This window comes from Cupriavidus sp. 09_S30 (assembly GCF_056930435.1).
Window position 1 is genome coordinate 2,947,186 of the sequence record NZ_JBXOWI010000002.1, and the last position, 13,308, is coordinate 2,960,493.

The following is a 13,308-nucleotide window of genomic DNA, read 5'->3' on the forward strand; positions in this document are numbered from 1 at the left end:
CATGTTCAAGGACCACGACGACAGCGCTGCGCCACCCGCCACGGCCGAGGCGCACCTGGGAAGCTACGCCGGCGTGGCACCATGGCGGCTGACCTTCCTAGGGCTGCTGAGACATCTCTCTGCGCGGCATCCAGAACTGCCACCGATCGGGCAGGCCCGTCGACCACGCGACGAGCCGTTCCGGGCTGGCCAGCAGGCCGCGCTCACCTTCGCGCCGCGCGAGATTGCGCAGTTGCAGCAGTCGTCGGGGCGGATCAAGGTGCAGCTGTTCGGCCTGGGCATGCTGGGACCGAACGGCGCGCTACCGATCCACCTGACGGAAATCGTTCGCGAGCGTAACGAGGTATACCGGGACAGCACCGTTGCCGACTTTCTGGATCTCTTTCACCATCGCGCCTTCACGCAGTTCTATCAGGCCTGGGCAGGCGCCCAGGCCGCCGCGGGCCTGGATCGCCGCGACGACGAAGTGTTCTCACGCTATATCGGCTGGCTGGCAGGCAACGAGGCGCAGGAGATCGCGAGCGGTCCACTGCCGCCGCACGCCCGCTTGGCCGCCAGTGCGCACGCGGTGCGCGAGGCGCGCAATCCCGATGGCATCGCCGCCACGCTCTCGCACTTCTTCGGCGTCTGCGTCGGGCTTGAAGAGTACGTGCCGCACTGGATTCCCATCGATCCGGCCGAGCACAGTCGGATCGGGCGCCCCGGTGCGCCAAGCCTATTGGCTCAAGGCGCGGTGCTTGGCGAGATGGTACCCGACCGGCAGCACAAGTTCCGCCTGGTGATCGGGCCGCTGCAACTGCAGCAATACCTGAGGTTCACGCCGAATGGGCGGGAACTTCCCATCCTCGTCGAATGGGTGCGCGCCTTCGTCGGCTACGAGTTCGTCTGGGAAGTCGAACTACGGCTGACCCCCGACTCGGCACCCCCTGCCATCCTGGGTGCAGAGGAGCGCCTGGGATGGTCCACCTGGCTGGGCGAGCCCGAGCGCGGCCGCGCCATTGCCGGCATGGTGTTTGCGCCGGAGCGATACGTGACACACTGACCATGGCAACCAAATCCAAACCCAAGCGGGCACCGGAGCCCGGTTTCCCCTTCCCGGAACTGCTGGCGCCCATTTCCCCGGACAAGCCGTGTGGCGACGATCTGGAATACGATCCCGAGTTCATCCTGCTGCTAGCGAAGGCAACCCCCAGGCCCGATGCGCAATACGGCGACTTCGTCAGCGCGCCGGAGGCAGTCAACTGGGCCGAATTGGAACGCGACTGCCGGCGCCTGCTGCTGCGTACGCGCGACATCCGCGTCTTGGTACTCCTGCTGCGCTGCCGGACACGCCTGGATCATGCGGCTGGCCTGCGAGATGGCCTTGCAGCGCTGGTGCGGCTGCTGGAAACGTGGCCGGATGCGATCCATCCGCAGTTGACGGTCGACGGCGAACCCGATCCTGCCATGCGTGCCAATGCGCTCGCCGCGCTGGCCGATCCCGAAGCGTTGATGCAGGACATACGGGAGTTGCCGATCACGGGAAACGCGGCGCTACGCTTGCAGGTTCGAGACGTGGAGCGAGCGCTCAGCGTCCCGCGCCCTGCGGATGCCCTGGCGCTGGAATCGGTGCGACTGCAATTGCAGGATAGCCGCCATCAGCACAGCCCGGCTTTGCTGGCATTGGACGTAGCCGCCACATTGGCGTCTGCCATCGACCGGTGGGCCACTGCCAACCTGCCAAGCGACCGCCCCGACCTGAGCCCATTGCTAAGGCTCCTCGGCCTGGTAGCGGAAGCAACCGAGCCCGCCAGCGCAATGCATGCCGCCGAGCCGGAAGGCGCACCGCATGACGGCCTGCACGCAGCCAGCCCGGTTGAAACCAGCGGCCGCGACACTGCAGACGCACTGCCGCCCGAGACCGCAGCCGAGCATCCTCCAGCCGCAATGCCGCCTGATCGCGATGCTGCCTTGGCCGGCATCCGCGCAGCTCGCCGATGGTTCGAAATACATGAGCCCAGTAGCCCGGTAGCGCTCCTGCTCAGGCAGGCCGAGACACTGACCGGGAAGCGCTTCCACGAAGTGTTCCAGGCGATTCCCGCGGATCTGGTGGAGCGCTGGGCGCAGGAAGGGCAATAGGCTGTCCTCGACGTTGCGCCAGGAAATCGAGCGCTGCATGGCGAGCGACCCTCCATACCGGTTCACCCTATCGCAAGCCGGCTGACCACACACGAAAGCCCCGCCAGCCCCCGCCACCCTGGCAACCGGCAGCAGATCTCCCCGCTGCTCGATGTTGCCGTCTGCGGTGACGCGGTACAGCGGAAAGACGGCCTTGCCCGCCACCGTCCGGCGGGCAAGGTAGCGCACTGCGCACCGCCTCCTTACGTGGCTGCCGATGCCGACGCCTGGGAGTTGGGGTGCGCGCAACGGCCACCTATCCCCTTTGCCGCCATGCCGGTGGCAACGGACTAGCCTTGCGGGCTATGCCTGACCAGACCGCACCGCCGCGTACTCCCGCAGCACCGCCACGAAGCGCGGCACGACCGGATTGACGGCATCCTCGCGGAAGGCGAACTCCACGTCGAAGGATTCCGCCAGCTCGTCCAGCGCCACGAGCCGCACCGTCGGCGGACACACCGCCCGCAGGCTCTGCGGCACGAAGGCATAGCCCATGCCGGCGGCAACCAGGCCGATCAGGGTGGGGATATCGGTGCCCGTCTGCGCGATGCGGGGCGCAAAGCCGGCGCGCTGGCATTGCGCCGTCAGGAAGCGGTGATGGGCCGCGGAGCGGTGCGGATCGAACCAGATGCACGGCTGCTCAGCCAGGTCGGCCAGCCGGGCGGGGGCCTTGCTGCGGCGTCCCTGCATGGCGGTCCCGGCCGGCATCGCCACCACGAAGCGGTCGCTCAGCAGCACGACGCCGGCCAGGTGCGGCGCGGCTTCGCCGCGCCAGGCCAGGATGCCGCCGTCAAGCTGGCCACTGTCAATGGCCGCGGCCTGCTCGGCCGAAAGCATCGGCTCCACCGCCACCTTGACGTCGGGGCAGGCCGCGCGGAAGCGGTGCAGCAGCGTGGCCACCACCGGCAGCGTCAGATAGTTGGGCAGCACGCCCAGGCGCAGCTCCCCGAGTTGCCCGGCGGCGCTGCGGACTGCGCGCTCGCGGCTTGCCTGCAGTTCGGCCAGCAATTGCCTGGCGTCGCGCAGGAAGCTGGTGCCGGCGGCGGTCAGCTCCACGCCTTTGGGCCGGCGCAGCAGCAGTGGCGTGCCGATGGCCGCTTCCAGCTCCCGGATCTGCCGCGACAGCGCCGGCTGCACGATGCCGACCGCCCTGGCCCCGGCCACCACGCTGCCGGCCTCGGCCACCGCCACGAAGTAGCGCAGGTGGCGCATCTCGATGTTGCGCATGCTTGCTTGCCCCGTCCTTCCGCGTTTTTCCGTGTGTAGTTGATGATTCAGCGGCGCCCCGGCATCGACCGGCAGAGGCGGGGCCCAACGCGTCCTGCCCCGCATATTCGCCCGGCTGGCGCTGGATAACACTGCGCGCCAAAAGCGGCGGCGACAAGCACCACAGCGACATAGCGGCGTACGATGGTTTCTCACCGGCCACCATGCCACCCGGTTCTCTTGCCCTTCCGTCCTCCCGGCGAGGCCGCCGCCCGCCGCACCGTATTCCATCCGATGCCGCTCCATATCGCCACGCCCTTCCTCCGCTCCCAGGACCTCTCGCAAAGGCTGGGCAAACCCGTCTGGCTCAAGCTGGAGGCATTGCAGCCTTCCGGTTCCTTCAAGCTGCGTGGCGTGGGAGCCGTCTGCGAAGCGCGGCTGGCGGCGGAGGCGCGGCGCTTCGTGTCTTCGTCGGGCGGCAACGCCGGCCTCGCGGTGGCATATTGCGGCCGGGAACTGGGTGTCCCCGTGACGGTAGTGGTGCCGGAAAGCACGCCCTTCTGGGCCCGCGAACGCATCCGCCTGGAAGGCGCGGAGTTGCGCGTGCATGGCTCGGCATGGGCGGAAGCGAACGAGCTGGCGCAATCGCTGGTGGGCCCGCGCGATGCATTCGTGCATCCGTTCGATGATCCGCTGCTGTGGCAAGGCCACGCGACCATGGTGGACGAAATGGCGGCGGCAGGGCCGAAGCCGGGCGCGGTGGTGCTGGCCGTGGGGGGCGGCGGGCTGCTGTGTGGCGTGCTGGAGGGGCTGTGGCGCAACGGCTGGTCCGATGTGCCGGTCATCGCTGTGGAGACCGAAGGAGCGGACTGCTACGCCCGCTCGGTCGCCGAAGGCCGGCCGGTGGCGCTGCCGCGCATCACCAGCGTGGCCACTTCGCTGGGCGCCCGCCAGCCCTGCGATGCCGCGCTCGCCTGGCGCGGGCGGCATCCGATCCACAACGTGGTGGTCTCAGACGGCGAAGCGGTGGCGGCGGCGCTACGCTTCCTGGATACGCATCGCCTGCTCGTCGAGCCCGCCTGCGGCGCTGCGTTGGCTGCGCTGGACCATGCCTCCCCCGCGCTCGCGGAGGCGGCCAGCGTGGCCGTGATCGTGTGCGGCGGCGCCACGGTGACGGCGGGGCAGTTGCAGGCATTGGCCGGCGGCCGGCGGGATTAGGCGCCGCGACGAAGTTGGGCTATGGCGCTACGCCTGGCTCGAATGCGCAGAGCGCGCCCGACTCAGATGCGCTGAATCTTGATCATGTGAAGCCGGACCTCGCCCCGATCATGCTTGAAGTAGAACAAGGGGCCGACAAAGATCCGGTCGTATGGACCCTGTTCGCACAAGGGAGGGGTCCAGATCAGGTCCTCGGACAGTTGCCGCTTGATGTCAACGCGCAATCGTCGGGAGACGTCCGTCAACGTGGAGCCGACCCGCACACCGTTCGGCATTTCGGCGCGGGGTCCCGTGGCCGTCAGCGTTTCGACTTCCTGCGTGGAATCCTTCAGATCCAGCCATAGATCGCGGTAGCGCCGCCTCGTCACCCGATAGGCGCCCGCCGTCCCGGGGACGATCTGGGATTGGCTCATGATCGACCGCCCCAGCAAGCGATCCACCGTTGCTTTCGGATCACGATAGTGCAGGCCGCCAAGCGCGAGCTGGTGTTGGGGAAAGCAGTAGTCCTGGCCCCCATCGTCTGCCTTGGCCGCCGGCGCGGCCGTCAGGCATGCCAAGGCCAAGATGGCAGCGGCAGTGGGACGCCGACACGCTGCCATCGTGGCTGGCCCCGGGGTAGGAAGCGGTGATTTCATCGGTAATGGTAGAGGTCGATTCCGCGCACGGGTCGAGTACGGTTGCCGTGGCCGGCAGGCCGGCCCGATCTACGTGCGGCATCCAGGCGGACGTCTGCAACGCTCGCCGTCAGGGCAAGGCGCCTACCTGCTTCAGCACGGCCAGGGCAATTTCCTGGATATCCTGAGCATGCGTGACGTAAGTGGTTGATCTCGCAACGCTTCGGCACACACGCCACGCATGCGGCACGGCCTTGCATCACGCCTTGCTCAACCGAGCGCCGCGATCGCAATGCGCGTCGCCGCCGCGATCACGTCGTCGTTTCTCTTCGCGTCGGGGCGCGCCTGCGTGTAATAGACCGTCAGCACGATCGGCCCGCGCGCGGGCGGCCAGAGCACGCCGATGTCGTTGAGCGTCCCGTAGTCGCCGGTGCCGGTCTTGTCGCCGACCCGCCACCCGGCCGGCACGCCCGCGCGGATTCGCTTGTCGCCGGTCTTGTTGCCGTGCAGCCATTCCACATACTGCGCGCGCTGCGGCGCCGGCAATGCGTCGCCAAGTGCCAGCACGCGCAGGCTTGCCGCCATCGCGGCGGGCGTCGTCGTATCGCGCGCGTCGCCCGGCAGCGCGGTATTCAGTTCGGGTTCCCAACGGTCGAGCCGGAAGGTATCGTCGCCGATCGAGCGCATGAACGCGGTCAACGCCGACGGCCCGCCGACCAGCTTCAGCAGCAGGTTCGCGGCAGTGTTGTCGCTGTATTGGGCCGTCGCCTCGCACAGCTCGCCGACCGTCATGCCCGCGCCGACGTATTTCTCCGTCACCGGTGACCACGCCAAGAGATCAGTCTGCCGGTACCTCACGCGCTGCGCGAACAGCGCCGGACGCTCGGAGGCCTGCGCGAGCACCGCCGCGATCAGCATGGCCTTGAACGTGCTGCAGAACGGGAACCGCTCGTCGGCGCGATGCTGCACGCGCCGGCCGGTCGCGGTGTCGAGCGCGTACACGCCGAGGCGGCCGCCGGCGGCACGTTCGAGCGCCTCGAGGGACGTCGCCGAACCCACGGAGGCGGCATTCGCCTGCGGCGACGCGCACGCGTTCAGGGTCAGCGCGAGCGGCGCCGTCGCGGCGGCCAGCAGCAAGGTTCGACGTTGCGATGAGTAGGTCATGGCGTTTGTTTGTCTTGTAGTGGATGGGATCGTGCTGCGCAGCATAGGCGGTCATCACCGATGCGCCAACCGCGTTCCCTGTAACATGCGTAACCTGGCGGCCACGCGCTCGACGCGGTCAGTTCGTACTGCCGTCGGTGGATGCAGACGGACGCTTCGCGATCCGGCGCCCGTAGGCGGCGCCGCCCGCAGCATCAAGCCTCGCGATCGATGACACGGATACCCATGCCCTCCCCAACCAGGAACACCCCGCCGATGACACCCGCAGCAGAACGAAACATCCAGCTCGCTCACGCGCTGCTCGACTGGAACCGCAGGCATCTCCGGCACGACGCCACACTTTCCGAAGCCCTGATCGCGCAACGCTTCGCCCCGCGCTTCACGGTGTTCGCGAACGGGCGGCGCTACGACGCGAACTACGACAACTACCTGGCCTTCCTGGAAGGGTTCAAGCGCACCATCGCTTCCATCGACTACGAGTTGATGCACACGATTGCCGACGAGGCGGGCGTGGTGCTCGCGATGCGCGCGGCCGTGCAGCGAACGCACGGCGCGCTGGATCAGTTCGAGGCCATGTTGCTGCTACGGTTCGACGCCGAGGGCAAGGTCAGCCTGTGGCACGAGGTGTATGTCGACGCTGCGCAGGCCTAACCGCGTGCACTGAAGGGAGCGGCCGCAATGAGGCCGAGGGCGGCACGCTCGCCCCCCCTTGGATCTACCGCGGCGACCCGGTCTGTGCCAGCCGCCTGAGCGCCTCCGGCTGCAGCAGCTCGACCTCCCGATAGCGCCGCCGTATCCAGCCGGCGTCCTCCCATGCCTGCAGATACTTGGCCACAGTCTGGCGCGAGCGGTTGACCATGTCGCCCAGGTCCTCGGCCGAGATGCGCACCACGCGCTCGGTGCTGTCCGCCAGCTCGAGCAAACGCTCCGCCATGCGGGCGTCGACCGGCGCCTGCTGTGCGCTCTCCGCTTGGTCGAAGGCCATCCGCAGCCGCGCGCAGATCTGGCGCATGATCAACTGCATGCCCTCGGGGTGGGCCGCCAGAATGCGCTGGAAATCGCGCCAGCCCAGCGCCAGCAACTCGGTGCTGCCCACCGCGAAGCCATCGTGCGTGCGCGGCTTGCCGTCCAGCAGCGAGATCTCGCCGAACCACTGGCCGCGGCCGACCACCGCGTAGACCGCTTCGCGCCCGCCCGCGCTGACGCGGCTCATGCGCGCGCGGCCCGACAGCACCATATAGAAATTGGTCGGCGGATCGCCGCGCGCGAAGATCATCTCGCCGTTGGCGAAGCGCTCCCGGCGTGCGGCTTTCGCCACGGCATCCAGCACGCGGACGGGGGCATTGCGCAACCAGCCGGTGGCCAGCACGCCGCGCGGCAAGGCCTTGTCCGGCTCCGCACCCCTTCCCTCGCCTTTCACGTCACGCTTGCCTTCCCCCTTCACGTTCCTCTCCTGCCGGTAGATACGAGATTGTCCAGTACTTAACAGACTTTCGCACAAGCCGCGGCGCAGAATGCCCCAACTTCACGATATACGGTGGACCTCGGAGAGAGACAAATGGCACAGATGCAAGGCGTGGAATCGACAGAGGAATCGACAAGGGAAGCGGCAGAGGCGTCGGTAAGGGACCGCGTCTCCGATGCTGAATGGCAGATGCGCGTCGATCTGGCGGCGGCCTACCGGCTGGTGGCCCATTTCGGCTGGGACGACCTGATCTTCACGCATATCTCGGCGCGCGTGCCGGATGCGCCCGACCAGTTCCTGATCAATCCCTACGGCATGCTGTTCGACGAGATCACGGCGTCCAGCCTGGTCAAGGTGGACCACGAGGGCCGGCCCGTGCTGGAGACGGCGTATGACGTGAACCCGGCCGGCTTCATCATCCACAGCGCGGTGCACGAGGCGCGCCCGGAGATCGGCTGCGTGATGCATACCCATACGGCGCACGGCGTGGCGGTGTCGGCCCAGCAGGAAGGCCTGCTGCCGCTCTCGCAGCAGGCGATGTTCGCGCGCATGGGCCTGGCCTATCACGACTACGAGGGCGTGGCGCTGCGCGAGGACGAGAAGGTGCGGCTGGTGGCCGACCTGGGCAGCGGCAAGCAGATGATCCTGCGCAACCACGGCCTGCTGACCTGCGGGCGCACGGTGGCCGATGCCTTCCTGACGATGTACACGCTGGAGTCGGCCTGCCGCATCCAGATCCTGGCGCAAAGCGGCGGCTCGACGTTGACGACGGTACCGGAATCCGCCAGCGCCGACGTGGGCCAGCAGGCGCGCCAGGCCACCAAGGGCAAGGGTTCGGGCCTCGCGTGGCCGGGCCTGCTGCGCCGCCTGGACCGCATCCAGCCGGACTTCCGCAACTGATCCGCCTGCCCGCACAACCCAAACGCCCCCATCACACAGCATCAGAGAGCGCAACAGACATGGCCATCCTCGTTCACCTGCCATCCTTCATGGCGCCCCCCATCACCGACGCACTGCGCAAGGCAGCGCCGGACATCCCGGTCTGGACGGGGCGCGAGAATGCGCCCGCCGACCAGGTCGAAGCCCTCCTTGCCTGGGGCCTGCGTCCCGGCGTCGTGCCCGCCTTCCGAAACCTGAGGCTGGTGTGCGCGGCCGCCGCCGGCGTCGACAAGCTGCTGGCCGCGCCGGACCTGCCGGCCGCCATGCCGGTCACGCGCGTGGTGGACCCCGGCCAGCAGACGGGCATTGCCCACTATGTGCTGGCCACCGCGCTGCGTCACGTGCGCGCGCTCGGCCCCTATGCGGAGCAGCAGCGCCGCGGCGAGTGGAAACGCCATCCGGGCCGCCCGCTGTCGCAGTGCCGCGTGGGCGTGCTGGGAATGGGCGAGATCGGCAGCGCGGTGGCGCGTACCTTCGCTGCCATCGGCTACCCCGTGGCCGGCTGGAGCCGCAGCGGCAAGAACCTCCCTGGCGTGGCGGACTTCACCGGCGACGACGGCCTGCCCGCCCTGCTGGCGCAGAGCGACATCCTGGTCTGCACGCTGCCGCTGACGCCGCAAACCCACGGCCTGCTGAACCGGCGGACGCTGTCTCAGCTACCTGCCGGCGCCTTCTTCATCAACGTGGGCCGCGGCGAGCATGTGATCGAGCCCGACCTGATCGCCCTGCTCGACGAAGGCCACCTGGCTGGCGCGGCACTGGATGTCTTTTCCAAGGAGCCGCCCGAGGCCGGCGATCCGGTGTGGAACCATCCGCGTATCGAGGCCACGCCGCATATCGCCTGCGATCCGTCCTACGAGCTGGTGGCGCAGCAGTGCATCGAGAACCTGCGCCGGGCACGCGACGGGCGGCCGCTGTTGAATCAGGTGGACCGCGCGGCGGGGTACTGAGCCGACGCGCGAGGGCAGAGGCTGGCGTCAGTGGCCCGGCACGGCATCGAGGAAGGCCGCGATGCGCTGTGCCACGTGCTGTTCCTGCTCGCGGTGCGGCACATGCCGCGCCCCCTGCATGATCTCCATCTGCGCGGAACCGCCGGCGAGGCGGGCGATCATTTCGGGGTGCACGTTGGAGCCGTACTCGTCGTCGCTGCCGTGGATGGCCAAGGTCGGGCACTTCACCTGCGGCAGCGTTTCCTCCAGCGACCAGTCCGCGAAGGCCGACCCCAACCAGGTGCCGATCCAGGCGTCCAGCACCCACTGGGTCTTGTCGCCGTGGTAGCGCTGCAGGCGTTGGAACTGGTCGGCCTGGCTGAACTGCTCCTTGGCGTCGCGGATGCCGGCCAGCGTCTTGTCTTCCACGAAGGCCTGGGCGGATTCGGTGATCAGCGCATCGCAGGCGTCGGCATAGGCGGCCGCGCAGTACACCGCCATGCCGCCGCCGACACTGTGGCCCATCGCGATAAAGCGGTCGAAGCCCAGTTGTTCGCGCAGCCGCGGCAGCACGTGCTGGGACTCCGCCTGGACGAAGCCGGGGCCCAGCTTGTCCGCACGGGCATCGGACTGGCCGAATCCGAGCCGGTCGTAGGCAATGACGCGGCGCCCGGTGTGCTCCGCCAGCGTGGCGGGGAACGTGCCCCATAGCCGGACGCAGCCGAGCGAATCGTGAATCAGTAGGATGGGTGGCTGCCCTGCGGCGGCGGCGTCGTGCGCCTGCCAGCTACGCGCGAAGATGCGTGCGTGGCCGCTTTCGCGTCCGCTTCCGAGGCCGCTTCCGTGGCCCGTCTCGATCCAATGGTCCTTCGTGGTGAGGTGCAGCTTGTCCATAGTCTCTTGTTATCCAATCATGTGCCGCAGGCATCCCGTGGCGGCAACCCCGATGATGGCGGTCGGCAGCAACGGCGGGCGCATCGCCGCCAGCAGCGTCACGGCCAGTGCGAGCAGCTTGGCCGGCTTGCCGGGGACGAACGCGGGCGCGATCACGGCGATCGCAATGCATCCGGATACATTTTCCACCATGGCGAGCGTGGGCGCTCGCGCAGCGCCAAGTAGCGGAGGATTCCCGTCAGGCAGGTATTGGCGGAGGTACTGGCGGCCATCAGCACGATCGTGACCAACGTGAGCTGGTCAGGCACGCCGGCGCGCGATTGAGGCCCGCACACGCGCCGGGGCCGCGCCGACGCTCAGACCTTGGCCATACGCAGATCTTGCGGTGCCATGTCATAGGCACGGCGAAACGCCCGCGTGAAATCCGATGCCGTCTTGAACCCGCTGGCGTAGGCAATGTCCTTGACCGGGATCTGCGGGAACTGGACGAGTTCGTTCGCCGCGCTGCGCAGGCGGATCTTGCGAATGTAGCTGGCAATCCCGCCCTCGTGCTCGAACAGCCGGTAGACCGAAGGACGCGGCAGGCCCAGTGCCTCGAGCACACGTTCCGGCGACAGGTCGGCATCGTGCAGGTTGGTGCGGATATGCCGCAGCACGCGGTCGAGCATCACGGCGCGTTCGGCGGCGCGGGCATTGCCGAGCAGGCCCGCCTGCCTGCCGTACGCCTCCCCCAGCAACTGCACGATCGCGTGCAAGGCATGCCGCGCGTCGATCGCATTCATGTGCCGGATGCGGCCCGCCAGCGTTGCGGCGCGCTCGATGATCAGCCGGGCGATCGGGTTCTCAGGCCCAATAGCGCGGCAGTGGATGGTGGCCGGGTCGACCAGCATGTCCTGCAATACCGCGCCAGGCACGAAGAATGTGATGACCCGGCAGGCATGGCGCAACATCTGGACAGGCTGGTCCATGTCGAGCGCCAGGATGCCTCCCATACTGAACGGACTGGCGCGCCTGGCGGGGCGCGCCACCAGCGGCTCGGTGCCACCCGTCAGAAACACGTGGAAAACGAAGCTACGGACGTTGTCGCGGGAAATGCGGGCGATGGAGCGCTCGAGCCGCACCTGGTCCGTGATGCAATCGGTAAAGACGAACTCCCCGGCATCGAAGCGGGCGATCGCGCCGCGGAAGGGCTGCACGAGCTGCTCGCGCAACGGCACGATATCGATGACATGCCCCACCCGCTCTCGCCACGCCAGCAACTGCTTGTCTGCCGGTTCGCCGGCGACGTCGAAGTGGCTGTAGGCGATACCGTCCGCGACCGCGTGGGGGTGGCTGGGCCAGCTCGGATGGTAAGCCATGAGGCAGGTTCTGCCGGAAACGGTGAACGAGACTCGACGCTATGCAGACAAGCCTGCATTGTCAAGAGCCTGCGCGCGAAATTTTCGAGGAAGCCGCAACAAAAACTGAGACGCACGGTCAAGCCGCGCAGGCCGAGGGTTGCATCCTCGAAGGGCACTCACCTGCCGGCACCTGGTGGAAGGATCGACTCATGCGTAATCCGTCATGAAGCCCGTTTCCGCCCGGGTCGACATTGGCGCGGGGATCCCGTCGGGCCCCTTGCTTGCGTGGTGGCAGCCCGTCCTTCTGTGCCGGGATGCCCGATCACACGGCATGGTCCGCCTGTCCCCGGGAAGGGAAGCCGCATGACGCCGGGGGGCGCCACGCAGCCTCCCGAGCGCAGCGATAACAAGGACGACGCGCCGGCCAACGGCGCGCGATCCAGGGTCATGGTTCAGAGGTCGGATGGTATGCAGCAGAACGGGGTCGCGGCGCTGAGCCGTGAAGAACTGGATCTCGCGTTCGGGTCGTTCGCGGGAATGGAGGGGGGCAATCCGGGGGCCGCAGTGTGGGTGTGCGACGCCGCGCCGCTGTACAGCGGCGTGCCGTTGCCGATGGCCTTGCGGCCACGGTGGCTGCCCGGGGCCTGGGATGCGGCGTTCCGCCGCCGCCATGCCGACGTGCTGCCGCGCTGGCAGACGCATATGCGCATCGCGCGGATCATGGCGGCGGCGCGGGCCACGGCCTTGCCGCCAGGGCGCAGCCCGATCGATGCGCAGGCGTACTTCAACCACTATCTCTATGCGCCGGGCGGCTGGGAATTCAAGCTGAATCTCTTCCCGCTGCCCGAGCGCCTGGATGCCACGCAGCCCTGGACCAAGGTGTTCAGCGATCAAACGGTGCTGCGTTCCAAGCCGGAGTTCTTTCGCCTGTGCCGCCATGGCGCGCGCTTCCGCTTTATCGAGGCCCTGCGCCGGAAGCACAAGCCGCGCGTGGTGCTGTGCCTGGGCGAGCGCCTCGAGCGCGACTACCTGCGCGCGTTCGGCTTCCCGGACGTGCAGGGGACCGACGCGATCCTGAAGCCGGCCGATATGCCCCGGCGCCTGCAGGTCTTCCAGCACGAGCAGACCACGCTGGTGCTGAGCCCCGCCTTGGGCGGCGCTCAGGGTCTGAGTTCGGATGTGCTACTCGACTCTCTCGGCGGGTTCCTGGCGCAATGGCTGCGCGCGGCGGATTTTCCGCCGTCGCTGGAGGGTGCGGCGGCGCCGGCCGCGGGGCGGCTCGCCGGCACGGTCCAGCGGGCTGCGCCCAGCCTCAGCCTGATCAGGCCCGCGATGGCGGCCTGACTATGGCGCGCCTGCTGGCGCCTTCGCAAAAGCCCAGG

13 protein-coding genes and 1 pseudogene are annotated in these 13,308 nt (G+C 68.3%); 7 read left to right on the forward strand and 7 right to left on the reverse strand.

Annotated features, from left to right (window positions below):
• Position 1: 1 nt before the first annotated feature.
• Entirely contained in the window at positions 2-1,042 is a 1,041-nt protein-coding gene (gene tssG / locus AC1Z3O_RS33425) for a type VI secretion system baseplate subunit TssG (RefSeq protein WP_483521372.1), read from the forward strand.
• Positions 1,043-1,044: 2 nt separating this feature from the next.
• Complete coding sequence (gene tssA, locus AC1Z3O_RS33430) at positions 1,045-2,118, forward strand: type VI secretion system protein TssA (RefSeq protein ID WP_483521374.1); 1,074 nt, start codon at positions 1,045-1,047, stop codon at positions 2,116-2,118.
• A gap of 342 nt (positions 2,119-2,460) precedes the next feature.
• Here the strand turns inward: tssA and AC1Z3O_RS33435 are convergent, their stop codons facing one another.
• Positions 2,461-3,384, reverse strand: a complete 924-nt coding sequence (locus AC1Z3O_RS33435) for a LysR family transcriptional regulator (RefSeq protein WP_483521376.1) — start codon at positions 3,382-3,384, stop codon at positions 2,461-2,463.
• Between the two features lie 273 nt (positions 3,385-3,657).
• Between AC1Z3O_RS33435 and AC1Z3O_RS33440 the strand changes: the two genes are divergently transcribed.
• Positions 3,658-4,581, forward strand: coding sequence for a pyridoxal-phosphate dependent enzyme (locus AC1Z3O_RS33440; RefSeq protein ID WP_483522126.1), 924 nt, complete (start codon positions 3,658-3,660; stop codon positions 4,579-4,581).
• Between the two features lie 62 nt (positions 4,582-4,643).
• Here the strand turns inward: AC1Z3O_RS33440 and AC1Z3O_RS33445 are convergent, their stop codons facing one another.
• Both AC1Z3O_RS33445 and blaPEN-bcc read right to left on the reverse strand, forming a co-directional pair.
• Positions 4,644-5,138: a hypothetical protein gene (locus AC1Z3O_RS33445; RefSeq protein WP_483521378.1), complete on the reverse strand. Its 495-nt coding sequence runs from the start codon at positions 5,136-5,138 to the stop codon at positions 4,644-4,646.
• 327 nt (positions 5,139-5,465) lie between these two features.
• On the reverse strand, positions 5,466-6,359 hold the full coding sequence (gene blaPEN-bcc / locus AC1Z3O_RS33450; RefSeq protein ID WP_483521380.1) for a PEN family class A beta-lactamase, Bcc-type: 894 nt from the start codon (positions 6,357-6,359) through the stop codon (positions 5,466-5,468).
• Positions 6,360-6,614: 255 nt separating this feature from the next.
• Between blaPEN-bcc and AC1Z3O_RS33455 the strand changes: the two genes are divergently transcribed.
• Complete coding sequence (locus AC1Z3O_RS33455; protein WP_483521382.1) at positions 6,615-7,010, forward strand: nuclear transport factor 2 family protein; 396 nt, start codon at positions 6,615-6,617, stop codon at positions 7,008-7,010.
• 64 nt (positions 7,011-7,074) lie between these two features.
• Here the strand turns inward: AC1Z3O_RS33455 and AC1Z3O_RS33460 are convergent, their stop codons facing one another.
• Positions 7,075-7,803: a Crp/Fnr family transcriptional regulator gene (locus AC1Z3O_RS33460; RefSeq protein ID WP_483521384.1), complete on the reverse strand. Its 729-nt coding sequence runs from the start codon at positions 7,801-7,803 to the stop codon at positions 7,075-7,077.
• 114 nt (positions 7,804-7,917) lie between these two features.
• Here AC1Z3O_RS33460 and AC1Z3O_RS33465 point away from each other — a divergent pair, with 114 nt between their 5' ends.
• Both AC1Z3O_RS33465 and AC1Z3O_RS33470 read left to right on the forward strand, forming a co-directional pair.
• Complete coding sequence (locus AC1Z3O_RS33465) at positions 7,918-8,724, forward strand: class II aldolase/adducin family protein (RefSeq protein WP_483521386.1); 807 nt, start codon at positions 7,918-7,920, stop codon at positions 8,722-8,724.
• A gap of 59 nt (positions 8,725-8,783) precedes the next feature.
• Entirely contained in the window at positions 8,784-9,713 is a 930-nt protein-coding gene (locus AC1Z3O_RS33470) for a 2-hydroxyacid dehydrogenase (RefSeq protein WP_483521387.1), read from the forward strand.
• Between the two features lie 27 nt (positions 9,714-9,740).
• Here the strand turns inward: AC1Z3O_RS33470 and AC1Z3O_RS33475 are convergent, their stop codons facing one another.
• From AC1Z3O_RS33475 to AC1Z3O_RS33485, 3 genes and pseudogenes are all read right to left on the reverse strand, one after another.
• Positions 9,741-10,586: an alpha/beta fold hydrolase gene (locus tag AC1Z3O_RS33475; RefSeq protein ID WP_483521389.1), complete on the reverse strand. Its 846-nt coding sequence runs from the start codon at positions 10,584-10,586 to the stop codon at positions 9,741-9,743.
• Between the two features lie 9 nt (positions 10,587-10,595).
• Positions 10,596-10,894 (reverse strand): annotated as a pseudogene (locus AC1Z3O_RS33480) (AzlD family protein).
• A gap of 48 nt (positions 10,895-10,942) precedes the next feature.
• Positions 10,943-11,944, reverse strand: coding sequence for a helix-turn-helix domain-containing protein (locus AC1Z3O_RS33485; protein ID WP_483521391.1), 1,002 nt, complete (start codon positions 11,942-11,944; stop codon positions 10,943-10,945).
• Between the two features lie 345 nt (positions 11,945-12,289).
• Here AC1Z3O_RS33485 and AC1Z3O_RS33490 point away from each other — a divergent pair, with 345 nt between their 5' ends.
• On the forward strand, positions 12,290-13,270 hold the full coding sequence (locus tag AC1Z3O_RS33490; protein ID WP_483521393.1) for a transcriptional regulator: 981 nt from the start codon (positions 12,290-12,292) through the stop codon (positions 13,268-13,270).
• Positions 13,271-13,308 lie beyond the last annotated feature (38 nt).

Coding starts and splice junctions, on each gene's coding strand:
- tssG (WP_483521372.1), top strand. CDS start 2: ATGTTCAAGGACCACGACGACAGCGCTGCGCCACCCGCCACGGCCGAG.
- tssA (WP_483521374.1), top strand. CDS start 1,045: ATGGCAACCAAATCCAAACCCAAGCGGGCACCGGAGCCCGGTTTCCCC.
- AC1Z3O_RS33435 (WP_483521376.1), bottom strand. CDS start 3,384: ATGCGCAACATCGAGATGCGCCACCTGCGCTACTTCGTGGCGGTGGCC.
- AC1Z3O_RS33440 (WP_483522126.1), top strand. CDS start 3,658: ATGCCGCTCCATATCGCCACGCCCTTCCTCCGCTCCCAGGACCTCTCG.
- blaPEN-bcc (WP_483521380.1), bottom strand. CDS start 6,359: ATGACCTACTCATCGCAACGTCGAACCTTGCTGCTGGCCGCCGCGACG.
- AC1Z3O_RS33455 (WP_483521382.1), top strand. CDS start 6,615: ATGACACCCGCAGCAGAACGAAACATCCAGCTCGCTCACGCGCTGCTC.
- AC1Z3O_RS33465 (WP_483521386.1), top strand. CDS start 7,918: ATGGCACAGATGCAAGGCGTGGAATCGACAGAGGAATCGACAAGGGAA.
- AC1Z3O_RS33470 (WP_483521387.1), top strand. CDS start 8,784: ATGGCCATCCTCGTTCACCTGCCATCCTTCATGGCGCCCCCCATCACC.
- AC1Z3O_RS33475 (WP_483521389.1), bottom strand. CDS start 10,586: ATGGACAAGCTGCACCTCACCACGAAGGACCATTGGATCGAGACGGGC.
- AC1Z3O_RS33485 (WP_483521391.1), bottom strand. CDS start 11,944: ATGGCTTACCATCCGAGCTGGCCCAGCCACCCCCACGCGGTCGCGGAC.
- AC1Z3O_RS33490 (WP_483521393.1), top strand. CDS start 12,290: ATGACGCCGGGGGGCGCCACGCAGCCTCCCGAGCGCAGCGATAACAAG.